This window comes from Streptococcus sanguinis, from assembly GCF_050223295.1.
Taxonomy (GTDB): Bacteria; Bacillota; Bacilli; order Lactobacillales; family Streptococcaceae; genus Streptococcus; species Streptococcus sanguinis_X.
Window position 1 is genome coordinate 1,639,284 of the sequence record NZ_CP071424.1, and the last position, 24,606, is coordinate 1,663,889.

24 protein-coding genes are annotated in these 24,606 nt (G+C 43.7%); 10 read left to right on the forward strand and 14 right to left on the reverse strand.

Annotation, left to right across the window (positions count from 1 at the left end):
* Positions 1-4: 4 nt before the first annotated feature.
* From J1C77_RS08010 to J1C77_RS08020, 3 genes are all read left to right on the forward strand, one after another.
* A complete protein-coding gene (locus J1C77_RS08010; RefSeq protein ID WP_002906090.1) occupies positions 5-685 on the forward strand; it encodes an amino acid ABC transporter permease in 681 nt (226 codons plus the stop codon).
* 10 nt (positions 686-695) lie between these two features.
* Positions 696-1,355, forward strand: a complete 660-nt coding sequence (locus tag J1C77_RS08015) for an amino acid ABC transporter permease (protein ID WP_002909293.1) — start codon at positions 696-698, stop codon at positions 1,353-1,355.
* A gap of 108 nt (positions 1,356-1,463) precedes the next feature.
* Entirely contained in the window at positions 1,464-1,862 is a 399-nt protein-coding gene (locus tag J1C77_RS08020) for a hypothetical protein (RefSeq protein WP_002918684.1), read from the forward strand.
* 38 nt (positions 1,863-1,900) lie between these two features.
* On the opposite strand, the gene J1C77_RS08025 is transcribed toward J1C77_RS08020, so the two are convergent.
* Positions 1,901-2,278 carry a carboxymuconolactone decarboxylase family protein gene (locus J1C77_RS08025; RefSeq protein ID WP_002899930.1) on the reverse strand — a complete coding sequence of 126 codons (378 nt, stop codon included), beginning with the start codon at positions 2,276-2,278 and terminating at the stop codon, positions 1,901-1,903.
* A 77-nt stretch (positions 2,279-2,355) separates the two neighbouring features.
* Here J1C77_RS08025 and J1C77_RS08030 point away from each other — a divergent pair, with 77 nt between their 5' ends.
* On the forward strand, positions 2,356-2,718 hold the full coding sequence (locus tag J1C77_RS08030; protein ID WP_002918683.1) for a MerR family transcriptional regulator: 363 nt from the start codon (positions 2,356-2,358) through the stop codon (positions 2,716-2,718).
* Positions 2,719-2,772: 54 nt separating this feature from the next.
* Here J1C77_RS08030 and thrS read toward each other — a convergent pair whose 3' ends face one another.
* The 6 genes from thrS to ccpA form a co-directional block, all read right to left on the reverse strand.
* Positions 2,773-4,716 carry a threonine--tRNA ligase gene (gene thrS / locus J1C77_RS08035; protein ID WP_042762782.1) on the reverse strand — a complete coding sequence of 648 codons (1,944 nt, stop codon included), beginning with the start codon at positions 4,714-4,716 and terminating at the stop codon, positions 2,773-2,775.
* A 30-nt stretch (positions 4,717-4,746) separates the two neighbouring features.
* The gene (locus tag J1C77_RS08040) at positions 4,747-5,145 is read right to left on the reverse strand and encodes a hypothetical protein (RefSeq protein WP_002920726.1); all 399 of its coding nucleotides are present in this window, start codon (positions 5,143-5,145) and stop codon (positions 4,747-4,749) included.
* Between the two features lie 339 nt (positions 5,146-5,484).
* The gene (locus J1C77_RS08045; RefSeq protein ID WP_002920725.1) at positions 5,485-5,967 is read right to left on the reverse strand and encodes a hypothetical protein; all 483 of its coding nucleotides are present in this window, start codon (positions 5,965-5,967) and stop codon (positions 5,485-5,487) included.
* A gap of 71 nt (positions 5,968-6,038) precedes the next feature.
* Positions 6,039-7,361 (reverse strand): glycosyltransferase family 4 protein, encoded by a 1,323-nt coding sequence (locus J1C77_RS08050; RefSeq protein ID WP_002913364.1) that lies wholly within the window; start codon positions 7,359-7,361, stop codon positions 6,039-6,041.
* Position 7,362: 1 nt separating this feature from the next.
* Positions 7,363-8,361, reverse strand: coding sequence for a glycosyltransferase family 4 protein (locus J1C77_RS08055; protein ID WP_002920724.1), 999 nt, complete (start codon positions 8,359-8,361; stop codon positions 7,363-7,365).
* Between the two features lie 245 nt (positions 8,362-8,606).
* Positions 8,607-9,611 (reverse strand): catabolite control protein A, encoded by a 1,005-nt coding sequence (gene ccpA / locus J1C77_RS08060; RefSeq protein WP_002894913.1) that lies wholly within the window; start codon positions 9,609-9,611, stop codon positions 8,607-8,609.
* Positions 9,612-9,773: 162 nt separating this feature from the next.
* Here ccpA and J1C77_RS08065 point away from each other — a divergent pair, with 162 nt between their 5' ends.
* The 5 genes from J1C77_RS08065 (at position 9,774) to J1C77_RS08085 (ending at position 14,843) form a co-directional block, all read left to right on the forward strand.
* Complete coding sequence (locus J1C77_RS08065) at positions 9,774-10,856, forward strand: M24 family metallopeptidase (RefSeq protein WP_002904962.1); 1,083 nt, start codon at positions 9,774-9,776, stop codon at positions 10,854-10,856.
* Positions 10,857-11,282: 426 nt separating this feature from the next.
* On the forward strand, positions 11,283-12,329 hold the full coding sequence (locus J1C77_RS08070; protein ID WP_002920723.1) for a FecCD family ABC transporter permease: 1,047 nt from the start codon (positions 11,283-11,285) through the stop codon (positions 12,327-12,329).
* Between the two features lies 1 nt (position 12,330).
* Complete coding sequence (locus J1C77_RS08075; protein WP_002897186.1) at positions 12,331-13,086, forward strand: ABC transporter ATP-binding protein; 756 nt, start codon at positions 12,331-12,333, stop codon at positions 13,084-13,086.
* A gap of 55 nt (positions 13,087-13,141) precedes the next feature.
* Positions 13,142-14,170 carry an ABC transporter substrate-binding protein gene (locus tag J1C77_RS08080; RefSeq protein ID WP_002897185.1) on the forward strand — a complete coding sequence of 343 codons (1,029 nt, stop codon included), beginning with the start codon at positions 13,142-13,144 and terminating at the stop codon, positions 14,168-14,170.
* Positions 14,151-14,843 carry an alpha/beta hydrolase-fold protein gene (locus J1C77_RS08085; protein ID WP_002920722.1) on the forward strand — a complete coding sequence of 231 codons (693 nt, stop codon included), beginning with the start codon at positions 14,151-14,153 and terminating at the stop codon, positions 14,841-14,843. The genes J1C77_RS08080 and J1C77_RS08085 overlap by 20 nt, the downstream gene beginning before the upstream one ends.
* A 109-nt stretch (positions 14,844-14,952) precedes the next feature.
* Here J1C77_RS08085 and J1C77_RS08090 read toward each other — a convergent pair whose 3' ends face one another.
* The 6 genes from J1C77_RS08090 to J1C77_RS08115 form a co-directional block, all read right to left on the reverse strand.
* Entirely contained in the window at positions 14,953-15,456 is a 504-nt protein-coding gene (locus J1C77_RS08090) for a methylated-DNA--[protein]-cysteine S-methyltransferase (protein ID WP_002904969.1), read from the reverse strand.
* A 35-nt stretch (positions 15,457-15,491) separates the two neighbouring features.
* The gene (locus J1C77_RS08095) at positions 15,492-16,349 is read right to left on the reverse strand and encodes a VOC family protein (RefSeq protein WP_002920721.1); all 858 of its coding nucleotides are present in this window, start codon (positions 16,347-16,349) and stop codon (positions 15,492-15,494) included.
* A 229-nt stretch (positions 16,350-16,578) separates the two neighbouring features.
* A complete protein-coding gene (locus J1C77_RS08100) occupies positions 16,579-17,028 on the reverse strand; it encodes an Rrf2 family transcriptional regulator (RefSeq protein ID WP_002912933.1) in 450 nt (149 codons plus the stop codon).
* Positions 17,029-17,085: 57 nt separating this feature from the next.
* Positions 17,086-17,934: a metallophosphoesterase family protein gene (locus J1C77_RS08105; RefSeq protein WP_002920719.1), complete on the reverse strand. Its 849-nt coding sequence runs from the start codon at positions 17,932-17,934 to the stop codon at positions 17,086-17,088.
* A gap of 95 nt (positions 17,935-18,029) precedes the next feature.
* Complete coding sequence (locus tag J1C77_RS08110; RefSeq protein WP_002920717.1) at positions 18,030-20,753, reverse strand: FtsX-like permease family protein; 2,724 nt, start codon at positions 20,751-20,753, stop codon at positions 18,030-18,032.
* 1 nt (position 20,754) lies between these two features.
* Positions 20,755-21,456: an ABC transporter ATP-binding protein gene (locus J1C77_RS08115; RefSeq protein ID WP_002920716.1), complete on the reverse strand. Its 702-nt coding sequence runs from the start codon at positions 21,454-21,456 to the stop codon at positions 20,755-20,757.
* A 142-nt stretch (positions 21,457-21,598) separates the two neighbouring features.
* Between J1C77_RS08115 and J1C77_RS08120 the strand changes: the two genes are divergently transcribed.
* Positions 21,599-22,159 (forward strand): TetR/AcrR family transcriptional regulator, encoded by a 561-nt coding sequence (locus tag J1C77_RS08120; protein ID WP_002920715.1) that lies wholly within the window; start codon positions 21,599-21,601, stop codon positions 22,157-22,159.
* An 89-nt stretch (positions 22,160-22,248) separates the two neighbouring features.
* Here the strand turns inward: J1C77_RS08120 and J1C77_RS08125 are convergent, their stop codons facing one another.
* Positions 22,249-24,300, reverse strand: a complete 2,052-nt coding sequence (locus J1C77_RS08125) for a C69 family dipeptidase (protein ID WP_002920714.1) — start codon at positions 24,298-24,300, stop codon at positions 22,249-22,251.
* Between the last annotated feature and the right edge of the window lie 306 nt (positions 24,301-24,606).

Consider the following 24,606-nt stretch of genomic DNA (forward strand, 5'->3'; position numbering starts at 1 on the left):
CCCCATGAGTTTTAGTATTTCTTCTTGGCAGGCCTACTTTGCGGACTTTGGCAAGTTTTTCCAAGGATTCCTCTTTACCTTAGCTATTTCCATCGGCGCCCTGACCTTGGCTCTTTTACTAGGGATTTTCTTTGGAGCTATCAGCACAGGTAAGCATAAAGTTCTACGTGGTCTAGCTCGTGTTTTTGTTGAGTTTTATCAGAATACACCTCTCTTAGTGCAATTTGTAATTGTCTTTTACGGTCTTCCGCTAGTCAGCAATTACACCATCATGCCCTCAATCTATTGGACTGCGGTTCTCTGTGTAGGACTGTATCACGGTGCTTACATCGCCGAAGTCATCCGCTCAGGTATCCAGTCCATTCCTCGCGGACAGACTGAAGCTGCACTATCTCAGGGCTTTACCTATGTAGAAACCATGCGATACATCATCCTGCCCCAAGCTTTTCGGATTATCCTGCCACCGTTAATCAATCAGGTCGTCAATCTGATAAAAAATACTTCTACCGTCGCTATTATCTCTGGTATGGATCTGATGTTCGTGACCAAGTCCTGGTCTGCTCTGAACTCCAACTACATCCCAGCCTTTGCCGGAGCAGCTCTGCTCTACTTCCTCCTTTGCTTCCCAATAGCTAGCTGGGGACGTAAGGTAGAGGAAGCCAATAAACAAGCCTACAGCATCTAAGGAGGTCTCTATGGAAAATATTTTAAAAGTCTTAACCGCAACCAACCTCCTCTTTATCCTTAAGGGGCTCTGGCTAACGCTACAAATTTCTTTCATTTCCATTGTCTTATCCACGATTTTTGGAACTATTCTAGCCGTCATGCGAAATGGAAAAAATAAACTGCTCAAGCTGATTGCCAGCATTTATATCGAATTTGTCCGTAATGTACCCAATCTGCTCTGGATTTTCACTATCTTTTTAGTCTTTCAGATTAAATCAACGCCAGCCGGTATCATCAGCTTCACTGTTTTTACTTCTGCTGCTTTGGCAGAAATTATCCGGGGCGGTCTCAATGCCATTGACCCAGGTCAGACTGAAGCTGGCTTATCTCAAGGATTTACTCAGTTTCAGATTTTGCGTTTTATCATCCTACCTCAAGCTATTCGGAAAATGCTGCCAGCAATCATTTCTCAGTTTGTCACAGTGATTAAGGATACCAGCCTGCTCTATTCTGTTATTGCGCTCCAAGAACTTTTTGGTTCTGCTCAAATTCTGATGGGACGCTATTTTGAAGCTGAACAGGTCTTCGCGCTCTACCTACTAGTAGCTGCCATCTATTTCCTGATTAACTTCGCCATTTCCAGCTTCTCGCGCAAGCTATCCCAACGCTGGGCTCAAGCTGCAGAATAAGTAGCTCAGATACAGACCTACTGTGCAAAAGTTGAGTTTACCAACTCAGCTTTTTTATTTTTAACATTTGTGGTAGAATAATATCAAAGGATAGACAAGGAGAACGATATGAAAAAACTGACATTGCTTTTCACCACTTTCTTAACACTAATCTTTCTCAGCGCCTGCGGTCAGCACACTAGCTTCCAGGGAAAATGGAAGGCTCAGAAAGCAAATGGAGAGGATATTGATATCGTCTTCAATGACAAGACAGGCAAGCTAGGCGATAAAGAATTTCACTATAAGATAGATAAGTCAGGCTATCAAGATAATACCAAATATTATAGTATCACTGTCAGTGACACCTATCACTACACCATCCTTTTCCCAGATGATGATATGAAAATAGCTACTCTTCTAGAACCTGATGACCCGTCAAGTGACCCTCTCTATGGGGAAATGCTCTATGCCATGAACCGAAATGAATATCCTGATTTTGATGATTATGTGGATAAATACTTGAATTAAAACTAGAAAGACCACTGATGTAGTCAGCGGCCTTTTTATTATTCTTTTTTAAATAGTTTATCAGCTAGAAAAACAGCATTTAGTACTCTAGGAAATCCGACGTAAGGGATGCATTGCAAAAAGCATTCTATAATCTTTTCGGGGGTTAAGCCAACATTTAAAGCCGCTTGAATATGTACTTCCAGCTGTGCTTCACAACCTCCCTGTGTTAAAAGACTGGCAAGAGTGACGATTTCTCGCTCCTGTAGATTCAGTCCCTCCCGACTGTAGATATCGCCAAAAGCAAATTCTACAATGTAGTCTCCTAGATCGGGAGCTATTTCTTTCAGAGAGGAAATGACCTTCTCACCGCCCTCACCATCAATCTGATTGAGTCTTTCCAATCCACGTTCAAATCGTTTGTTTTTCATTTGCATTTACCTCCTTAAACGATTACAATGTCATTATAAATCTTAGACCATACTCTAAGTCAAGAAATCAAAGGAGGTTTTTTATGAAAATCGGTCTATTTGCCCAAAAAGTGAATTTATCAACGCATACGCTCCGATATTATGAGAAACGAGGATTGATTAAAGTTGATAGAGATCAAAGTGGTCAGCGTTTCTATGATGAGAACGATCTTGCTTGGGTTCAGTTTATTCAGCGTTTAAAAGATACGGGTATGCATTTGAAAGATATTCAGAGATATGCTGACTTGCGCTACCAGGGTGATGGCAGTCTGAAAGAACGCTTAGAAATGCTGCAGAAGCATCGTAGTTTTGTTCAAGAACAAATTAAAAATTGGAAAACGTCACTAAAAAAATTAGATAATAAAATTGAATGGTATCAAGCAGAAATCAGGAATCTTCCTAAATAGTCTATAAACGAAACCCGAGCTAATTGCTCGGGTTTAATTGTTATCTAATGAGTTCTACTTTTCAACGCGGGATTTGCTAGCAATGTCTGCTAAGATTTGCTCTACAAATTCGTCTACTGGTATTGTATGTGTTTCTTTTTGACCGTAGCGGCGGACATTGACAGTACCGTCTTCTACTTCCTTGTCACCAACGATGAGCTGATAAGGAATCTTGCTAGTTTGTGAAGCACGAATCTTGTACTGCATCTTTTCATTGCGCTCATCCACATCAGCACGAACACCCTTGTCGCGCAGCTTCTTAGCTACTTGCCAAGCATAGTCAATATGGGCTTCGTTAGAAACAGGAATCAAAGTCACTTGATGCGGAGCCAGCCAAGTCGGGAAGGCACCCTTGTAATTTTCAATCAAGATGGCTGTGAAGCGCTCCATGGTTGAGATAACCCCACGGTGAATCATAACTGGACGATGCTCTTCACCATCAGCTCCAACATACTTGAGGTCAAAACGCTCTGGCAAGAGGAAGTCCAGCTGGATAGTTGACAGAGTTTCTTCATTTCCTAGGGCTGTTTTAACCTGGATATCAAGTTTAGGGCCGTAGAAGGCTGCCTCTCCTTCTGCTTCAAAATAGTCCACACCCATTTCGTCCAAGGCTGCACGAAGCATGGTTTGGGCATTTTCCCACATCTCATCGTTGTCAAAGTACTTGTGAGTATCTTGAGGGTCACGAAGAGAGAGACGGAAACGATATTCTGTCAAGTTGAAGTCAGCGTAAACGTCGATAATCAACTGCAGCGCACGCTGGAATTCTTCTTGAATCTGTTCTGGCGTTACAAACAAGTGGCCATCGTTCAAGGACATTTCACGTACACGTTGAAGACCAGTCAGGGCACCAGATTTTTCGTAGCGGTGCATCATGCCAATCTCAGCAATACGGATTGGCAGCTCACGGTAAGAGTGAACATGGTGTTTATAGACTTGAATGTGGTGAGGGCAGTTCATCGGCCGCAGAACAAACTCTTCTCCATCACCCATATCCATAGTCGGGAACATATCCTCTTGGTAGTGCTCCCAGTGGCCAGAAGTCTTATAGAGTTCCACCGAAGCCAAAGGCGGAGTGTAGACGTGTTGGTAGCCTGAAGCCAACTCTTTGTCAACGATGTAGCGCTCCAACTCGCGACGGACCGTCGCACCGTTTGGCAGCCAGAATGGCAAGCCTTGACCCACTTCTTGTGAAATCATGAAGAGATCCAGCTCTTTACCTAACTTACGGTGGTCACGTTCTTTTGCTTCTTCCCGCATTTGCAGATATTTCTTCAGGTCTTTCTTGTCAAACCAAGCAGTACCATAGACCCGCTGCATCATAGCATTGTCGCTGTTCCCGCGCCAGTATGCTCCAGCCACATTCAAGAGGTGGAAGATTTGGATACGACCAGTTGATGGGACATGAGGCCCACGGCAGAGATCCACATATTCGCCTTGACGGTAGATGGTCAAACCGCCCTCATCTTCTGAATGCTCTTCAATCAATTCCAACTTGTAAGGATCGTTTTTGAAAATTTCACGCGCCTCATCCTTGGTCACTTCCTCACGGATGGATGGGAAGTTTTCTTTGACGATTTTCTTCATTTCCTCTTCGATACGAGGCAGATCTTCATTTGAAATTTGCCCAGCTTCATTATCTGTATCGTAGTAGAAACCATCCTGAATGGCAGGGCCAACGCCCAAGTGAATATCTGGGAAAAGACGACGAGCTGCTTGCGCAAACAAGTGGGCTGCAGAGTGACGCAAGATATCTAAAGCATCTTCGTGGTCGGGTGTCACGATTTCAATGGAACCATCTTCAGTGATGGCACGAGTCGTATCAATCAATTTGCCGTTGAATTTACCAGCCAAGGCTTTTTTAGCTAGGGAATTGCTGATAGATTGAGCAATTTCAAAAGTTGTAACGCCAGATTCGAATTCACGAACAGCGCCATCTGGGAAAGTAATCTTAATCATGTTTTTCTCCTTATCTATCATCCAAATATTTTAAGAATCTATTCTTTTATTGTAATAGTTTATTTCTAGGATTTCTTGTAGCTCAGTTTTATGCCAGCCAGCACCAATCATTACCTTATTAACATTAAATTCAAAACTCTGTTTATCATTCATCGAAAACTTAAGTTTATATCCCATGAACAAGCGCTTCTTAAATTGATATGCTTGGATATCTTCTGCTGAAAATTCTCCTACAATATCTCCTAATTTCCCCATAGGGGTAATAGAAATGATGTAGATTCCTGTCTCAGTAAAAACAATTAAAAAGTAGGCATTTGCAGTGCCTCCCAAACGCTGAGTTCCATAGACTGCATGCAGCGACTCAGCTATGCTAGAATCTAAGCCCTGTTTCATTAAATAAGCCTTAATTTCTTCGAATTTGAATCCCATACAGATCTCCTTTATTCATTTTATTTTTTATAATATTGTAGCAAAGGAAAAGCCATCTCTCGCCACTCAAAAAGCAACAAAAGAAAAATGAAAACAAAAAACGACATCCATAAAAGGACGTCGCAACGTGGTTCCACCTTCATTTATGCTCCTCAAAAAAGAGGGACACCTCAGATTGGCTCTAACGTAGCCACCGTTTTATGTTTGCATAAAAGCTAACAGAGTAGTCCCAACTGCATCCTCTACGCGATTTCCAGCTCCACGCGCTCTCTAAAAGATTTCCTGCAGGTGATATGTCTCTAGAAAACATTATAGCACGATTGGAAAAATTTGCAAGAGCTATTGACCATCAAAACCAGAAAAACGATTTAGAGCCTCTTGACTCAAAGTCGCAGCTTGACGTTTTTTACGATGTTGCTCTGCCAACAGCATTCCTCCCAAAGAAAGGAATAACAAAACATGGATATCCCTAGCATTATAAAGCGTGGAAGTGATTGGATTATAAATCTTGTCTCCTGAGTAAAAAAGTCCGTCAAAAAAGTTTTTGAATAGGTAATAATACTGAACCCCCGGAATCAAAAGAAGAAAGGGCAGTGAAAAGCCTTGCATCCGAGTATTTATATAAACAATCACTGCGCCAATCAAAGGAAGCAGCAAAGCATAATAAAATAAATTAAGATTAGAAAGCCAGCTCAAATCGCTTCCCATACTTTCTGTATTGTCTATAAGATATCTCCAAAGCTCTTGCCAAATCCAATCTGAAGCAATGAAAATGCCATAGAACAAAAGCAGCCACGGCAACTGTTTGAGATATTTTTTCATAAGATTTCTCCTCTATTTCTAAATAAAACCTTGCATAAATAGCTATTGCCGCAATGATGCAAGGCATGTTTCTATTCTAATAATTTAGTAATATTCCTGATTTTTTTCACTTGCTTACTTGAAGCTTTGAGGATACGAACAGAGCCGTTGATTGGTAGAGAAATGACCTTGCCAGGCAAATAGGCCACTGTCTTGGCCAGACGCTTGGCAGCACTTTCCTCTGGGCTAAGCTCGTTATGGAAATCCTTGGAAATGGTTAAATCCAGATAAAACTCATAGACTCTGCGGCCAAAATTCTCCGCTGAAATCTCGTAGAGCTTGTCTTCTAACTTCTGCTCATCCATGTCAGGCGTCGCAATAATCGCCTCTAAAATAGCACCTGATAAATCCCGCTCTTGGTAATAAAGGGTCCCAAAAATCTTGTCACTGATAACATTATCCAGATAAGGATTGCCATGGGCAATAATCGGTGTGCCGCTGGCTAAGCTTTCTAAGTAGGTCAGACCTTGGGTCTCACTGGTTGAGGCAGAGATAAAGAAATCCGCAGCTTTATAGTAAAGGGCCGTATCACTGGGAGCAATCATCCCCGTAAAGATGACAGCTTCTTCAATCTGAAGCTTGGCAACCAGTTCTTTCAAGTCTTCCGCATAAGGACCGTCACCGACAATGACTAGCTTGACTTTGTCATTTTCTTCAAGGACGGCAGGCATCGCTTCAACGATAGCCTGAATATTCTTTTCATAAGAAATACGGGACAGACTGAGCAGCATAATCTCATCTTCAGCCAGTCCTAGCTTGAAACGGAGCTTCTTGATATCCTCACGCGAAATTTCCGGCCGCTCAAACTTCGCCAGCTCAATCCCTGTCGGAATCACCCGTTTTTCTGCTTCGATTTTATAATCAACCAAAAGGTCATAAACAATCTCGCTAGGGCAGATAACCCCATCCAAGTCACTCATAAAACCACGGACGATATATTTGACCATGCTAGGACGGATGACCATCCCCTTGGCAATATAGTGCACATAATCTTCATACTGGGTATGGTAGGTATGTACTACCGGAATCCGCAGCTCTTTGGCAATCCAAATCCCCAGCAGCCCTAGTGAAAACTCAGTCTGAGTATGGATAATATCCAGCTGGTACTGACGAGCAATTTCTAAGGCATGAGAAAAGCCTCGGTAAGCCACTCTTCGGTCCTTAAAGGCAAAGAAAGGTACGCTGGGAATCCGAATAATTTGCCAATCCTCATAACGATTGACATCCTTGTCCGTTGTCGTAAAAATAAATACCGTGTGACCTAATTTTTCCAGCTCCGTCTTCAAAGTCCGAATACTGGTAGCAACCCCAGAGACCTGAGGAAAATAGGTATCTGTAAAAAGACCAATACGCATCTTACATCTCCAAAACTGTTTGATAAGCCTTGACTAACTGATCTGCAACATCGTCAATAGACCGGCTTTTAGCCACCTGATAGCCTGCTTCGCGTTTGTCCACCTTTTTATCTAAGACATTTCTCAGAGACTGGACAAACTCGTCTACGTTATGACAGAGCTCGGCTGAACGCTCATCCACCCAGCCATGATAAACTGGAATATCGCGCAACACAACATTCTGCTCACTGGCCAAGGCTTCCAGGACAACAATTCCTTCAGTTTCCTCATAGGATGGGAAAAAGAAAGCATCTGCTCCAGACATAGCTCCCTGGAAAACCGCTCCCTTAAAATAACCAGGGAATTCGACATTATCAGGGTGGTCAAAAAGAACCAGCCGGCGAATCTTACGCGGAATCAACCAGAGATTGATAGAGCCCAGCCAGATAAAGCGTACATCTGGCATCCTGCGGGCAACCTCTACAAAATCCTCAATCCCCTTGCGGCGGAAATAAAGGCCAGCACAGACGACCACCTTCTGCCCCTCTTCAATCTTGAAGTACTTTTTAAATACTTCTTCCTTGCGAGCATCTTTCTTATACTTAGGCAGGTCAATGCCGTTTGACACAGCCACCATGGGTGTAGTGACCCCATAAGACTGGATCAGCTGCTTGGAATACTCCGATGGCGTGATAATGAAATCCGCCTTTTTATACATGTGAGTCAGGTATTTACCAAAGAGCGGAGCAAAGAGATTGGATCCAATAAAGGAATTTTCAAAGTCCTCCTTAGTTGAATGCCCATGCATAATCACTTTTTTATTGCCCCTCTTGGCAGCATGCAGAAGAAGCAAACTACGGGGACCATAGGTATTGATGTGAACCACATCATAATCTCCTAAAACGTCCGTTGTATAAGGAATCCCAGCCAAATCCAAGGCATGCATCTGATGCTGGAGGGCTCGGCCGATTCCTGATTTCTCCAAAACGGACTTTCCTTCAAGATACAGTAATACTTTCATACTTCCTATTATACCTAAAATAAAATAAAAAGGAAATCCACAAGGGCAAAAGGGGTAAAAAATCCATCCAAAGCCTGATAGCATATAGAAAACGCTCTAGCTGAACGGAAACACAAAAAAGCTGAGGTACTATACCTCAGCCTCGCTTCATAATCATGAAACTCCATTAAAGCAGTCATTGACTTAGTCTCTTCACTCGCTTTTCAAGTTCAGAGAAGTTCCTAATCAGACTTGCAGAACACCGCTTATTTCCGAGTTGATTTACGCTCGCTAATGCTGTGAGCTAGGAGAACTTCGCGTTCTTCCAATTCTTCCTTATGCATAATCTTAGTCAGCATGCGCATACTGATAGCGCCGATGTCATAGAGGGGCTGACCGATTGTGGAAAGGTTAGGACGAGTGAAACGAGCTACTTGCGAATCATCACTGGTAATGATTTCAAAATCTTCTGGAACCTTGATGCCTTGATCAGACAGACCATTTAAGAGGCCTGCTGCCAGTTCATCTCCTGTGACAAAAGCCGCTGTTGCTTTGGAAGCAATGACACGCTCTGCCAAGTGGTAGCCATCATCATAAGAATATTTAGACTCAAAAACCAAGCCTTCGCTGTAAGAAAGTTTCTTGTTCTTCAAGCCATCTTTATAGCCTGATAGACGGATTTTCCCGTTGATATCATCTACAAGCGGTCCGCTGACAAAGGCAATTTTCTTATTGCGCTTAGCCAGTAATTCTACAGCATCAACCGTTGCTTGCTTGTAGTCAATATTGACGCTAGGAAGTTGATGCTCCACATCGACAGTACCCGCCAAAACGACCGGTGTACGTGAACGTGAAAACTCTGAGCGAATTTTCTCCGTCAGATGATAGCCCATGAAAATAATGCCATCCACCTGTTTAGAAAAGAGGGTATTGACAACGGATACTTCCTTATCATCATCCTCATCACTGTTAGCCAAGACAATGTTGTATTTATACATTTCGGCAATATCATCAATCCCTTTTGCCAAGGTTGAGAAATAGCTATTGGTAATATTTGGAATGACAACGCCGACAGTTGTAGTCTTCTTGCTGGCTAGTCCTCGTGCTACTGCATTTGGACGATAGTCAAGACGGTCAATGACCTCTAAAACTTTTTTACGTGTGTTTTCTTTGACGTTTTTGTTTCCATTCACTACTCGACTGACTGTCGCCATCGAAACTCCCGCTTCACGGGCGACATCATAAATAGTTACTGTGTCGTCTGTGTTCATATAGTTTCCTTTCTTCTATTGAAAATATCGTTTTCACTTTCCTACATTCACCATTTTATCACTTCTTGTAAACACTTTCAAGTATTTTGATAAGTTTTTGAAAAGTCTTGCTTTTTTTGACATTTTTTGCCAAAATAGAGGCATAGAAAGAAGGTTGTGACCATGACAAAAATTCAACAAATCACCCACTATCTTGAGAATGAGAAGCTAGATGCTGCTGTTCTGTCTGATCCAGTCACTATCAATTATCTGACTGGTTTCTACAGCGACCCGCATGAGCGGCAGATGTTTTTGTTTGTCTATCCTGACCATGAGCCCCTGCTCTTCGTGCCAGCTTTAGAAGTTGAGCGTGCTTCAGGTTCTGTTCCCTTTTCAGTCCTTGGCTATATGGACTCTGAAAATCCTTGGCAGAAGATTAAAGCTGCCCTGCCGGCTCACTCCTTCAAGACTGTCGCTCTTGAGTTTGATAACTTGATTTTGACCAAATATCATGGATTGAAAACTGTCTTTGATAGTGCAGAATTTACCAACCTGACTCCTTACGTCAACCGCTTGCGCCTGATTAAGTCTGCTGATGAAATACAGAAAATGCTGGTAGCTGGGCAATATGCTGACAAGGCTGTCAATATAGGTTTTGACAATATCTCACTGGACAATACTGAAACAGATATCATCGCTCAGATTGACTTTGCCATCAAGCGCGAAGGCTATGAGATGAGCTTTGAAACCATGGTGCTGACGGGAAATAATGCAGCCAATCCGCACGGCATTCCCGGTGCAAATAAAGTCGAAAATAACGCCCTCCTGCTCTTTGACCTCGGCTGTATGGTCAATGGCTACGCCAGCGATATGACGCGGACTGTTGCTGTTGGCCAGCCTGACCAGTTCAAAAAAGATATCTACCATCTGACATTGGAAGCCCAGCAAGCTGCTCTTAACTTTATCAAGCCAGGTGTCACAGCTCATGAAGTAGACCGTGCCGCTCGGCAAGTCATCGAAAAAGCTGGCTATGGTGAGTATTTCAATCACCGCCTCGGCCACGGTATTGGTATGGATGTTCACGAATTTCCATCTATCATGGAGGGCAACGACATGGTCATCGAAGAAGGCATGTGCTTCTCTGTTGAGCCTGGTATCTACATCCCTGGCAAGGTCGGTGTCCGCATCGAAGACTGCGGCCATGTCACTAAGAATGGTTTTGAACTCTTCACAGAAACTAGCAAGGACTTGTTGTATTTTGAATAGAATTTTATAAGCATATATTATGTCTTGAATGATTATTGGGCTTGGCAAAGGCCTTTTGGTTCTTTGAGCTATCATTGTTAAACATCGTTATAGCTATCTCAGTTCTTACGCATTTATAATTTCAAAAAAACGATGGAAAAGTTTCTGTCGTTTTTTCTTGTTTCCTAGTAATTATACTAATTCATTTAGGTTCACCTGCTTTTCCTCTAATGATGTGAGCTGTCAGAGACTTTCCAAAGAACTCATTTGCTCCGCACTAACCAGTTCTTACACCAGAAACGTATTTTCATCATTGAGAAGAGAATGCATCACAAATCCTTATCATATCAGAGGTTTTTATCCCTTCTTGCCCTTCTTATTTAAAAATGTTATAATTTTTTATGAAATTGTCTAAAAATTCTAATCTTTGCTATTAAGGAGGTCTGGATGCTCTTCAAAAGGTCAGAAAATCACGGATTTTCTCGCTATATCTGCCTGCTCTTGCTTCTCATCATTTTTCTGGCTTTTTCCCTCTTTTTAGCTGTTTCTTTGGGATCAGTTACTATTGACATACAAGATACTTACCAGATTATTTTCAGCAAGTTCGGTTTTTACCTCGGCACAGGCAAACTATCGCCGTCTACAATCGCTATTGTTTGGAACATGCGGGTTCCAAGAGTGCTTTTGGGAATCCTAGCTGGTGCTGGGCTGTCTGTCTGTGGCAGCGTCATGCAATCTACTGTCAATAATCCCATCGCAGAGCCTTATATCCTAGGAATTTCAGCGGGTGCAACCTTCGGAGCCACACTGAGCATTATCTTAGGGCTCAAATCCATTACTGGCACAGGTGCCTTTATAGGAGCCATTCTGGCATCGGCAGTGGTACTTTTTATAGCATCCATGCAGGGAAAAATAACGACGAGCAGTCTGATTTTATCAGGAACAGTTGTAAATGCCCTTTTTATCGCCTTTTCCAACTTTATCATTTCTGTCGGTGCTAATGCTGACAGCCTTATGACAATCAAGTTCTGGACTATGGGCTCACTGGCCGGAACTTCTTGGTCAGATCTTGTCTTGCCGGCTCTTGTTGTTGGTCTCTCCTTTTTGTTTTTCTGTTCCCAGTATCGTATTTTCAATACTATGATGATGGGGGACGAAGCAGCTCTGACACTGGGAGTGCCTCTACATTTTTACTGGTTCCTTTATATCACAGTTGTCGCAGTCATGACTGCGGTGCTAGTTGCCTGCTGCGGTATTATCGGCTTCGTCGGACTAATCACTCCGCACATTGCTCGAAGATTAGTCGGTACCAACTACAAAAGGCTCTTTCCTATCGCTACCCTGCTCGGCTCTCTCTTTCTTGTCTGGGCAGATGTTTTAGCTCGAATTTTGGTCAAAAATGCCGAGCTACCGATTGGGATCTTCACCTCTTTGGTCGGCGCCCCCTTCTTTATCTACATTGTAGCCAAAAGCCGAAAGGAGGTCAGCAGCTGATATGGATCTAACTTGCCAAAATATCCACTATTCTATTGGCCAAAAAGAGATTTTAAAAGGGATTTCACTCAAGGTCGATGGAAATCAGTTTCACACTATTTTAGGACCCAACGGAAGCGGCAAAACTAGTCTGCTCAAAACAATCTACCGCCAAATCAAACCCGACAGTGGGGACATTTATCTAAACGGAAGGCCACTTGAACAGGTCAGCATAAAAAAAGCAGCCCAGAAAATAGCCGTTGTAACTCAGTTTAACCATCTTCAGTTTGACTGCACCGTCCAAGAAATCGTCATGCTGGGCAGGACTCCGCATCTGTCCCTTTTTCAAAAAGAGAGCGAAAAAGACTACGCCCTCGTCCGTCATGCCTTGAGGCAGGTGGACATGCTAGATAAGGGAGAGCGAACCTATCTATCCCTGTCTGGTGGTGAGAAGCAAAGAGTCCTGCTGGCACGCGCTTTGGCCCAGCAGCCAAGCCTACTGCTCCTAGACGAGCCAACCAATCATCTGGACATCAAATACCAGCTGGATATGCTGCGTATAGTCAAAGACCTGAACATCAATGTTTTAGCTGTTTTACACGATATCCAACTGGCTTGTCGGTATTCAGATTATTTGTACCTCATGAAGGGAGGTGAGATTGCATACCAAGGCGCTCCAAAGGAGGCCATCACCCATGATTCACTGCAAGCCGTTTACGGCATTCAGAGTAAAGTGATCTGGACCAAGGATCGACAGGCCATGATTCAGTATCTATAAGAGTCTACTCTCAGCTTTATCTATACAAGATCCAAGCCCAAGAAAGGAAGGCAATATGAAAAAAACACTCAGTATCTTACTCGTCGCAACTGCTGCACTGACAATGGCAGCCTGCAATTCTTCATCTAAGGAAAGTACGAAAGAAAGCTCATTCTCACAATCTTCCTCCAAAACACAAAGCGCGAAAAAGAGCACAGCAGAAACAAAATATCCTGTGACAATCAAAACTTACGATGCCGAAGGAAAAGAGATTGATCAGGTCTTTGAAAAGGCACCAAAAAAGGTCATCACCAACAACCTTTCGACAACCGAAATCCTGATTGAACTAGGATTGAAAGACAAAATCGCCGGTATGCTCAATCCAGACAACGATGTCACAGATAAATACAAGGCTGATATTGCTTCCATTCCGCAAGTCGGCGACAAGAAAACCGTATCACAGGAAACTGTGCTATCTTATGAGCCAGATGCTCTTCTTGGCCGAAACATGATGTTTTCTGAGAAGTCTCTGGGGACAGTCAGTGCCTGGAATGAAAACAAAATCCCTGTCTACACACAGAAGGCTTCCCTGTCCAATACCAAGCAAGACCTAGGAAATATCGTTGAAGATGTCAAGAATATAGGAACCATCTTTAATGTCCAAGACAAGGCCAATCAGTATGCTGACCAGCTGCAGACAAGAATTGACACTGTCAAGAAGGCCAATAAAGCTGGCCAAGGTGAAAAGAAAAAAGCGCTCATCATGTGTGCCTACAATGATGAGACTTTCGGTGCTTATAAATCTGCCCTGCAGGAGAGCCTGCTTAACCAGCTCGGATATACCAATGTAGCGACCGGAACCTCTGACTTGACCTTGGAAAATCTGGTCTCTATGGATCCTGAAGTCATCATCTATGTAACCAGCGACCGTAACAAGGCCATGGATGAACAAGCAGTTGATCTAATGAAAGCTAATCCCGTTCTGGAAGATGTCCCAGCGGTCAAGAATCAGAAGATTATGACCATCTCCTATGATGAGTTCATGGATTACGGTCCTGCTGTAATTTACTCACTCGAGAAAATCAATGACTTTGTCAATAAATAATACCTTTGTCTGGGAAGGTATCACTGTCAATATTGCCCTGCCCCAAGATTATGACAGATTACGACCTTATCCAGCAATCTTGCTAAATGATGGACAGATAAACTACCTAAGCAGGCTTTCTCCATCGGTAATCTTGATCGGACTGATATCAAACAACAGGCTGGACGATTATACACCCTGGAAAGCCAATGCTCTAAAGCCTAGCAATCCTGATTTTGGTGGCAGAGCAGATAGTTACCATCAGAAACTATTCAACGGTATATTAGCCGAAATCAGACAGCACTACCGATTGGATGACAAGAGAATTGCCTATGGTGGCTACTCTCTCGGTGGACTAGCGGCTGTTTACAGTCTCTACAGTGTCTGCGAAGTTCCCTGTGTCTTTTCTATCTGCGGTTCCTTTTGGTACCCGGGTTTTACCGACTATTGTCGGACACAGGAGTTGAAAAACAAGGACTGTCTAGTCTATTTGCAGAATGGAAAGACTGAAGGCGCGAATCACTCGAACCGACTTTCCAAAGCTCCTTTTTATGCTGCAGAAATTCATCGCTTGATTCAGAAAGAAATCCTTACCACCTGCTCCGCCTTTGACCCTTACGGTCATCATGAAGCTCTCAAAGAGCGCTATGCTGCCTTTGCAGAATGGTTGACTACACAATGGCATATCGACTAACGAAAAACCCCTTTGTCACTCACAGCAGCTGACAAAGGGGTTTTTTAGTTTATTAATGCAAGCAAAAGACTCTTACCAGTAAAATGATAAAAGTCTTGAGTAGAAAGATTTATTCAGTCTTCTCCCCAGTCTCCAACTCCAGTAGGAAGGCTTTTTTATCAAGACCGCCAGCATAACCGGTCAATCTGCCGTCGCTTCCGACAATCCGATGGCAGGGAATCAGCAGGGAAATAGGATTATGACCAATGGCACCACCGACTGCTCTAGCCGAGCCAATCTTTCCATACTCAGCCTGCAATTCCCGCAAAATATCTGAATAGGTAGCCGTTTGCCCATAGGGAATCTTCTGCAGCACTGTCAAAACCTTGCTTCTGAACTCTGTAACTTGAGGCGCCAATGGAATCTCATCTGTCGCAGGATTTTCTCCCTTAAAATAAGCGTCCAACCAATCAGAGACGCATCGGCTGACTTCTGTCTCCTCCTGCTGCGCTTGCTCCAAATCATAGCCTGCCCCAAAATATTTCTGACCCTCCAACCAAAGTCCCAACAAGGCATTTGCGTCTGTCAAGATGAGAATCCGGCCAATCGGTGATGCATAATAAGTCTTGTACATGGTTTTTCTTTCTTTTAGCTTCTTGATATGCCTTATTATACCACTCTTGTCTTAATTTTTGCCACAATCCCATCTGGGTCTGTGACTTCTAGCTCTTGGGAGCTAATCCATCGGACTGGCGCCTGCAAGTCCAGAGCATTTTCATAAATAGATACTAGCTCTTCTTTTCCTTCTACTTGCGCTTCAAAATAGGCTAGTCCCAGTTGCATCGGTTGACGATGATTCAAGTGAGAGCCTCCCCATTCATTGACTGCTAAATGATGATGGTAGTTACCTGATGCCAGCCAGCTAGCAGAAGGTACAGAAAATTTGTCCTCCAAGCCTAGAAGCTTTTGGTAAAAATGACTGGCTGCTCTGCTATTTTTCACAGATAGATGGACATGGCCCATACGAGTGCCTTTTGCAATACTAAATGGTTGGACTTCCTGACCTAGTTCATAGATTTCTTGAGCCGCGAGCGCTTCTGTCACTCCGATAATGCGGCCATCTTCTCGAATATCCCAATCATCCTGAGGTTTATCCCGATAAAGCTCAATGCCGTTGCCTTCTGGGTCCTCCAGATAAATGGCTTCACTATAACCGTGATCCGCTCCTCCAACCATAGGAACTTTATTTTCGGATAAGTGCTTCAGGATATCCGCCAAGGCTTGACGGCTCGGAAGCAAAAGCGCCAGATGATAAAGACCATAAGCCGACTTAACGATCTGAGGGTCACTAGTCGCTAAGAGCCTCACCAGCGCTTGTCCGTTCCTGCCCAAAGCCACCTGTCCGTCCTGCTCTTCCAAAAGCTCCAGCCCTAAAACACTCTGATAAAAATCCCTTTGTCTTGCTAGGTCAGCCACATAAAGTGCCACCTCTCCTAGATAAATCTTGCTTTCATATTCAAAAGTCATGTTTTTTCTCCTCTCTTTAATTTTAAATGTCTGCAGTGCTCCTGCTCAATCTTTTTTTATTTTCTCAAAGTAGAAATACGTTCCTTGATATGGTTTTCCACATCTCCATTTGCTCCGAAAGATTATTTTAAATTGTAATTATTTTTGTTACATCTACTAGTATAACACATCTTAATGTAATGTCAACAATTACATCTTGGAAAATTCTTAACAAAAAACAATCTGCTCACTAGGAAACAGATTGTTCTTTAATTTCTTTTTCGGTTGCTGCGACGACCTCGTCAAGGCTGGTCTGAGCCAACTCAGCCTCCATGGCTGCCTGAATAGCCGCCAAGCGGTCGTCTAAGACATTGTGAATGTTCTTGCCGATAGGACAGTCTGGATTGGGCTTATCATGAAAGCTAAAGAGCTGGCCGCTCTTGCCCAGACACTCAACCGCGCTATAGACGTCCAAAAGGCTAATATCTTTTAAATCTTTGGCAATCTCTGCTCCTCCAGTCCCACGAGCAACGGTAATCATCCCGGCATTCTTGAGCTGGGACAGGGTCTTGCGAATAATAACTGGATTGACGCCGACACTGCCAGCAAGGATATCACTTGTCAGTTTTTGTTTTTTTCCCTCCAAAGCCAGAACAATCAGCATATGGGTGGCAATGGTAAAACGGCTAGAAATCTGCATTTTTTTCTCCTCCCTCATCATTTTCTCTCACTATTATATCTCAAAAAGGGTGTAACTTCAAGAGTTACGACTGGACTTTAAGAAAGCTGCAATATCGTCAGCATAGCCTTCCCGCTCACTGATTTCCCGCAACAGGTCGTGGTTATGAGTATGGTGAATACCATTGACCAAGCTCTCCCGATAAATCTCATAGTAAGGCAAGTGGAGCTCCCGAGCCAATCTCAGCTCCTGCTCTACATCGTAGGCCACGCGCCTCAGGTCGACATCAGCCAGACCCGTCTCATCAATCTCTAAAATGGCATACTGGGCTCGCAAGTCCTGACGCAAAGCCGAATCTAGAAAGAACGGCTGACCAATAGAGCCGGGATTGATGATCAACTGTCCCTGAGTTCCGTAACGGAGAAACTGCTGGTGAATATGCCCATAAACAGCGATAGCGCAGTCATTCCCCTCAAAAAGTCGATCGAAATCGCTCTGCTCGCCAATATGAATCAGCTCCCGCCCCCAATTCTTATCTGGCAGATGGTGGCTGACCGCAATCTTCAATCCCTCCACTTCTGTCAAGATCTGCAGAGGAAGTTCCTGCATACGGTCAATCTCTTCTGGACGAATTTCCTCTAGGACAAAATGGCAAAGCCGGGTCAGGTAGAGATGGCTGGGACGTGTCAAGTCTAACTTTTGGTGCAGGGCATGCCAGAGACTGTCTTCCCAATTTCCCCTGACCTGGAGGCTGATGGGCAGCTGCTCCATCCTATCTAAGATATTTTTGCGACCGGTTCCTGGCAGGAGCAAGTCCCCCAAAAACCAATAGTCTGTAACTTGCTGGCTTTCCGCATCCGCCAGTACTGCTTCCAGGGCTGTGCTATTCCCATGCACATCGGATAATAAGGCAATTTTTCGTGTCATCGTATATCTTTCTCTTTCTTTACAAGGAATATTATATCAAAGTTCAAAAAAACTTCCACCCATCAAGTGAGTGAAAGTTTTAAAGTGTTTTTTTATCAATCAACAGATTTGAGTGCTTCCAGCATATCCACCCGTCTGAGGCGGTAGTTGACAAAGAAGCCAAGCAAGGTCAGGATAAGAGTCACCGCAGTTAGAGGAAACAGATAGACTGAGGGACTTACTTGAGGATTTAAGCTGATAATGCTAGGCGCAACTTTCTCAATCAAAAAACGATGCAGGAAGAAACCGCCTAGAAGCCCAACTGCCATCCCAATTAGTGACAAAATAATGGTCTCTCGATAGATATAGAGGGTCACTTCCTTATTATGGAAGCCCAAAACCTTGATAGTGGACAGCTCGCGAATCCGCTCAGCTACATTGATATTTGTCAAATTGTAGAGAATGACGACTGCTAAAAGAATGGAAATCAGAACCAAAACCAGCATCGTATTATTAAGAGAATCAGCTAGGACGTTGAACTGCTTCACCATGCTAGCGTTTTGTGAGACACTTTTGACAGACTTGAGGCTCATAAATTCATTGGCCTTGTCCACAATTTTTTTACTAGAAGAGTCCTTGAGTCGCACTAGGTAAGCATTTTTCTCGGGCTTTTTGCCGTAAATCTTCTGGTAGTCAGTTGCCTTCATAAAGGCAAAATGACCAAAATGATTCTCATTGACTGCTGCGAGCTTGACAGACTTGCCACCCAACTCTATACTGCCACCGGGGCTAACTCCAGCTATGCGGGCCAATTTATCCGAAACAACTACACCGTCCTTGAGAGTCAGCTTTTGCTGGTTGTCAGGACTTTCCATGGAAATAAAAGGTTCAAAATTTTCCTTGTCCGTAACCATTAAAGTGACTGATTCTGTCTCTTTTTTTCCTTTGTATTTCTCTGTCAAGGTTTCACTGTAGATCTCCTGATAGTCAGCAATCGAGTCATCTGCCAGCATCTTTTTCAGCTTGTCTTGTTCGGCTTGATTCTCCCCAGGATTGACAGCAACAATCAAGTCGTATCGCAGAATCTCCTCAAACTGACGTTTGGGAATACCACCAATAGAAGATTGGAGTCCTAGGCCGGCAAAGAGCAAGGCAACAGAACCCGCCACACCAAAGATGGTCATAAACATCCGCTGCTTATAGCGAAAGATATTGCGTGCTGTGACCTTCTGAGTAAAGCTAAGACGTCGCCAGATAAGGGTCAGTCTTTCCAAGAAAATCTTGGAGCCTTTGACCGGTGGCTTGGGCAAAAGCAAGTGGGCTGCTTCTTCTGTCAGCTCCCGTCTTGCCACCAAATAGGCAGGGAGAACACTGGATAGAAGGGAAAGTCCAAGGGCCAGTATACTATAGGAAATATAAAAATATGCATGAGGGGCAGAGAGCACCATCCCTCTGGTAATAATAGAAGAAATCACTCCAGACAAGAAATAATGTCCCAGCAGAATCCCTATGAAAGTACCTAGACTCCCCGCCACCAAACCGTAAAGAGCAAACTTGCGAATAATATCTCGGCTATGATAGCCTAGAGCCTTAAAGACACCTGCATTTGTTCGCTCCTCATCGACAAAGCGAGTCATGGTGGTAAAGGTCACCATAGCTGCCACCAGATAGAGCACCACCGGGAAAATATTACCAATCGACGCAATACTATTCATGGAGTTTTTATACATATGATAACCATTCCCACCTGGCAGAGACTTTCGGTCATAGCTATGATAGGCCGGCTCTTTCAAACGATTCAGGTCTGCCTTAGCGTCAGCTAGCTTGTCCTTGCTAGCTGATAAGTCTTTCTCCGCCTGTGCCAGCTCAGATTTTTTCTGATTGAGCTGGGACTCAGCTTCCTGAATCTGCTGCTGGCTCTGGCTGAGCTGTGCAGGAGGGAGGATAGAAGCGGATTGAGCTGCTGCTAGCTGGTTTTTTTGCTGGTCTAGCTGACTCTGAGCTTGCTCTAATTGCTTTTTACCTTGGGTCAGCTCGCTCTCAGCCTGAGCAATCTTATCTTGGCCCTTCTGAATGGTGCTTTTGGCATCTGCCTCTAATTGCTTAAACCTGACCACTCTGTTATCTTCAAGGCTCTTGTCCAAAGCTGTCTGGTGCTGCTCCAAACGCTCCTGATAACTTTCAGAGAAGGGAGCCAGCTTTTTTAAATCATGATAGCGCAGGCGGGCAATACTGTAAACATCTGTATCAAAGGCCTTGGGGCTGACTACAGCATAGGCAGATAAAGCCCCGCTGCCACTAGTCGCATTGCCCAGATTTCTATCAGACCAGAGCTCTGCCGAGTTGACAAATCCTACAATCTTATAGGTCTTGTTTTTCAGAACTGACCGACTGCCGGCCTTTTCAGTCAGATCAATCTCCTGACCAAGCTTATATTTTTTTGACCAAAAGCTAGCCAGAGCAATCTCTTGCTCTTTCTTAGGTAGACGGCCTGAGACCACTTGAAAGTTTGAAATATCCTTGGTATCTGAGAATACTCGGAGGGCCTCCTCGTCCACGGTGACATCTGTCAGATAGCCAAACTCGACATCAGCTCCCTTAATAGCTTCCAGCTCTTTCTGATCCGCCTTATCCAAACCATAGTCCGCCATAATAGCCAAGTCCATGGTTCGCCGCTCTTTCAAGTAATCTGTTGCTGTTCTGCGCATATTGGGAGGAGCGACCTTGAGCCCCACGAGAGCTAAAGAGCCCAGCATCATGAGGATTAAAATAGATAGGAAACGTCCTTTAGAGCTAGTGAAGGAGCGCAGAATATCTTTCCAATAAATCTTTCTCTTCATATCAATACTCCAATGTACTTATATCCTGTGGTTGCTCATTGACTGTAACACTCTTGACTCTCGCATCGTGCATGCGGATAACCCGGTCAGCAATGGGAGCCAAGGCAACATTGTGGGTCACGATAATCACCGTCGCTCCTTGATTGCGGGACATATCCTGTAAAATTTGCAGCACTTGCTTGCCGGTATTGTAGTCCAAAGCCCCTGTCGGCTCATCGCAGAGCAAAATCTTAGGATTTTTTGCCACAGCCCGAGCAATAGAGACCCGCTGCTGCTCCCCACCTGACAACTGCGCTGGAAAATTATTGAGGCGATTTTCCATACCAACTGCGGTTAGAACGGCCACTGGATCTTGAGCATCTTTGACGATTTCAGAAGCCAATTCGACATTTTCCTTGGCCGTCAGGTTGGGCACCAAATTGTAAAACTGAAAGACAAAGCCCACGTCATTGCGGCGATAGTCCGTCAGCTGGTGGGAATTGTAGTCAGCAATATTCTGGCCGTCTATCAGGATATCTCCCTCATCATTGGTATCCATACCTCCAAGAATATTAAGCACTGTTGACTTACCAGCACCAGAAGCACCCAGGATAATGACCAGTTCCCCCTTTTCAATCTCAAAAGAAATATCATGATTGGCGACAATCTCCGTGTCACCTACCTGATAACGTTTAAAACTATGTTTCATTTCAATGTAAGCCATATCGTTTCTCTCCTTTTCAAAGCTCGTTTCCTTAAATCAACAAGGTGTTGATTCTAAATCACAGATATTATATAATGAGCTTAGATAAAAAGCAATAATCAAAAATCAACAAAGTGTTGATTTAAGCAAAAAGGAAGAAAAAATGGTCCAGAAACGAAAAACTAGTACCAAGGAAGACATCAAAGAAGCCTTGATTCAGCTACTATCTGAGGAAAGGTTCGATACTATCTCCATCAGCAAACTCTGCAAGCGGGCTGGGATTAACCGCGGCACCTTCTACCTCCACTACCAAGATAAGTATCAGATGGTTGATAGTCTCAAAAAAGAAATTATTTCCCAACTTTCTAGTTATAGCTTGTTTGAAGCAGAGAACGAATATCCCAAAAAGTTAATGATAGCAAAATTTCATATACTGCGCGCTAATGAACGTCTTATCAATGCCCTGACCAAGAGCTATTATATTGACTTTCGCGAAGCTATTCGGGAGTACATAACCACTATCATTCTGAGTGATAAGCAAAAGGCTGCTACCCAGCGTTTTTTAGAGGAGAACTTTCATATCCCTCAGAAATACGCCTTGGAAATCTTCCTATCCAGTGTTGAGGGGATTATTTCTCTTTGGATAGCCGGCGGAGCTCAAGAAGAACCTGAAGAACTCACTGACATCATTTTGACGACTTATAACTATGATTATTTGAAATAAAGGCTCTAGCTTAAAGGATAGCCTGAACAAAAATCGTTTTTTCACCAAGAAAGGCCGAACATATTGCTCGGCCTTCTTTTTATTTTAGATTAGTTTTTCTTTGTTTTCTTCAAAAGGAAGAAGACTCCCGCTAGGATAATCAAGCCTGCGAGTCCCATGATGGTGACCTGCTCACCTGTTGATGGTAGGTCTTTTTTCTTAGACTTAACGGACTGCTCATTTCGATACTGCACTTGGTAAACAGAGAAATGATTGGTCGTGAAGCTAATGGTCTGGTTTTGATTAACCGTTACATCAAATTTCTCAACCTGCTTGCCATTTTCATCCAGGGCATAGACTGCATCCACTGGCAGGTCTTTGCGAACTGGGATTGTCACAAGAGTTGGACTGACCTGATGCACCGGCTGACCATTCGGATCGATCAAGCTAATGTCATAGGTATCTGTCGGCTGAATCTTGCTTTCTAGTTTTTTCACTGACAGCTGAAGACCGGCCTTGACCAAGTCAGCATTTTTCAAACGAATGCCAGTTGCGACATCTACCAAGCTGTCATCTTCTACATTGACTTCCGTCCGTGTGTCAGAACTGCTAGAAGTTGCTGAAGAGGAAGAACTTGACGAACTTTGAGATGACGAAGAGCTGCTAGAATCTTTGCTGGAGCTAGATGGAGTTGTTTTTGTTGCTCCCTTGATTTTAGCCTCCATTTCAGCTTCTAGCTCTTTCATTTCCTTAAAGACTTGAGCTGCTCGAGCTTGTGTTTCCTCTGTAACTTTGGCTGAAGAGTCTGGCAGAGCTGCATTGGTTGCATCCAGAGCATTTTGCTCCTCAATAAAGCGGGCTTCCAAAGCCTTCCATTTGTCTTGAACAGAAGTGCCAAAGAGGTCCTGATGCTTGGCCGCCATATCGTAGATATGAGATGCTACCCAGTACCAAGAGTCTGGACTGTAGCTAGTTGTGTTGACCTTATATGCATCGTAAGTATCCATGATATTCCCATTATAAGGCAGGTAAGGTGAGAAGCGCGGACTGCCTACCGCCAGCCACATAGTGCCTCCGCCCATATTGGCTGGAACGCCATCTTTGAGCTGGAAGATATGAGCTTCCATAACATTTGGATTGCCCAACGGATATTTGTAAACAGGGTCTGTCGTACCGCGTTGTGGCAGCCCCTTACCATCTAGCTCCATTTGGTCCAGCGGTTTGAACTGAGTACCCTCAAAGCGATTGCGCTGCATAGCCATGACATCTGCTACACTGATCTTTCTGTCTGTGGAGTGCATGAGGTCAAAGTAAGAGTCGTTATAAGACACGGCCGCATTTGAATCTAGACCGGTGATACCTGCCCAGGCACGCGAACGATCTGCCTCTGCCATCGGTGGATTGTAGGACTGAGAAATGTGGAATTTGCCGTCAATTTCTTTATAAGAGTTAGCTTGCTTGGCTACATCCTGAACACCTTTTGAGGCAATGACGTTTTCTGTATCGTCAAAGTCAACACTGCCTAAGAAGAAAGTATTAGGAAAGACAGCATACTTGTCATCTGGGAATTTAATCGCAACATATTGGTGGCCAGATAGGATTTCCATATACCAGACACCGGTCTTATCAGCAATGGTGATAATATTCCCCTCTGCTGCTCCCTGCTCTCTGACGATCTGTGCCATCAGCTCCACACCCTGACGGGCAGTCTGAACATGAGGCAGAACGACGGTTGTCAAGATAGACTCTGCCAAACCATTTGCTACATAAGGATCCACTTTTTGGATGGCATCATTAGCCTTGGCAGAAACTGTCGCAGAAATAGAGACTCCGTACTCATTGAAGCCAACCTCGTCAAAAATACCTTGGGATGGGGTCACATCTGATACCGAAGTATACTTGTAACTTTCTGCTGGCAGGGTCCATTCAAAGTTGTTGGTTTCATCGACCAGCTTGGCACCACTCGCATTGGTCTTTCTCGGATGAACCAGAAAGACCTTATTGTGATTGGGCTCCAAGTCCTCTGTCCGACCGTAAAGCGTTGTGCCGTCTGCCGTCAGGTCTTTCCCGACAATAAATCCTGTGCAGGCTTCGACCACTTGGAAAGGAAAGAGAAAAATGGTCGAAAGAGCTAACAAGGAACGAAACAATATTTTTTTCATAAAAATATCTCCTTTGTTTTTTTGTAAAAAATTACAAAATTAAATACTATATTCAGTATAGCCTTTTACTTCAGGTTTTGCAAGCGATTTCATTTTTTTTGACGTGTAAGATTCACTAGATAAATAATTCATTTCAAAATAGAAAAAAGCCAGATAAAATCTGACTTTAAAGACACGTGGCTGCGGAGGCACAAACCGCAGCCACGCAAGTATTGCAGGAAAGAATGGATAGGAGAAAAAGGACAAACTTCTCTCCTATTACCAAACTGGTTGTGCTTCATAACTTATATTATTTTCTCATCTTTT

Bases quoted from the DNA above. Each gene is read 5' to 3' on its own strand.
- J1C77_RS08010 (WP_002906090.1), top strand. From the start codon at position 5: ATGAGTTTTAGTATTTCTTCTTGGCAGGCCTACTTTGCGGACTTTGGC.
- J1C77_RS08015 (WP_002909293.1), top strand. From the start codon at position 696: ATGGAAAATATTTTAAAAGTCTTAACCGCAACCAACCTCCTCTTTATC.
- J1C77_RS08020 (WP_002918684.1), top strand. From the start codon at position 1,464: ATGAAAAAACTGACATTGCTTTTCACCACTTTCTTAACACTAATCTTT.
- J1C77_RS08025 (WP_002899930.1), bottom strand. From the start codon at position 2,278: ATGCAAATGAAAAACAAACGATTTGAACGTGGATTGGAAAGACTCAAT.
- J1C77_RS08030 (WP_002918683.1), top strand. From the start codon at position 2,356: ATGAAAATCGGTCTATTTGCCCAAAAAGTGAATTTATCAACGCATACG.
- thrS (WP_042762782.1), bottom strand. From the start codon at position 4,716: ATGATTAAGATTACTTTCCCAGATGGCGCTGTTCGTGAATTCGAATCT.
- J1C77_RS08040 (WP_002920726.1), bottom strand. From the start codon at position 5,145: ATGGGATTCAAATTCGAAGAAATTAAGGCTTATTTAATGAAACAGGGC.
- J1C77_RS08045 (WP_002920725.1), bottom strand. From the start codon at position 5,967: ATGAAAAAATATCTCAAACAGTTGCCGTGGCTGCTTTTGTTCTATGGC.
- J1C77_RS08050 (WP_002913364.1), bottom strand. From the start codon at position 7,361: ATGCGTATTGGTCTTTTTACAGATACCTATTTTCCTCAGGTCTCTGGG.
- J1C77_RS08055 (WP_002920724.1), bottom strand. From the start codon at position 8,361: ATGAAAGTATTACTGTATCTTGAAGGAAAGTCCGTTTTGGAGAAATCA.
- ccpA (WP_002894913.1), bottom strand. From the start codon at position 9,611: ATGAACACAGACGACACAGTAACTATTTATGATGTCGCCCGTGAAGCG.
- J1C77_RS08065 (WP_002904962.1), top strand. From the start codon at position 9,774: ATGACAAAAATTCAACAAATCACCCACTATCTTGAGAATGAGAAGCTA.
- J1C77_RS08070 (WP_002920723.1), top strand. From the start codon at position 11,283: ATGCTCTTCAAAAGGTCAGAAAATCACGGATTTTCTCGCTATATCTGC.
- J1C77_RS08075 (WP_002897186.1), top strand. From the start codon at position 12,331: ATGGATCTAACTTGCCAAAATATCCACTATTCTATTGGCCAAAAAGAG.
- J1C77_RS08080 (WP_002897185.1), top strand. From the start codon at position 13,142: ATGAAAAAAACACTCAGTATCTTACTCGTCGCAACTGCTGCACTGACA.
- J1C77_RS08085 (WP_002920722.1), top strand. From the start codon at position 14,151: ATGACTTTGTCAATAAATAATACCTTTGTCTGGGAAGGTATCACTGTC.
- J1C77_RS08090 (WP_002904969.1), bottom strand. From the start codon at position 15,456: ATGTACAAGACTTATTATGCATCACCGATTGGCCGGATTCTCATCTTG.
- J1C77_RS08095 (WP_002920721.1), bottom strand. From the start codon at position 16,349: ATGACTTTTGAATATGAAAGCAAGATTTATCTAGGAGAGGTGGCACTT.
- J1C77_RS08100 (WP_002912933.1), bottom strand. From the start codon at position 17,028: ATGCAGATTTCTAGCCGTTTTACCATTGCCACCCATATGCTGATTGTT.
- J1C77_RS08105 (WP_002920719.1), bottom strand. From the start codon at position 17,934: ATGACACGAAAAATTGCCTTATTATCCGATGTGCATGGGAATAGCACA.
- J1C77_RS08110 (WP_002920717.1), bottom strand. From the start codon at position 20,753: ATGAAGAGAAAGATTTATTGGAAAGATATTCTGCGCTCCTTCACTAGC.
- J1C77_RS08115 (WP_002920716.1), bottom strand. From the start codon at position 21,456: ATGGCTTACATTGAAATGAAACATAGTTTTAAACGTTATCAGGTAGGT.
- J1C77_RS08120 (WP_002920715.1), top strand. From the start codon at position 21,599: ATGGTCCAGAAACGAAAAACTAGTACCAAGGAAGACATCAAAGAAGCC.
- J1C77_RS08125 (WP_002920714.1), bottom strand. From the start codon at position 24,300: ATGAAAAAAATATTGTTTCGTTCCTTGTTAGCTCTTTCGACCATTTTT.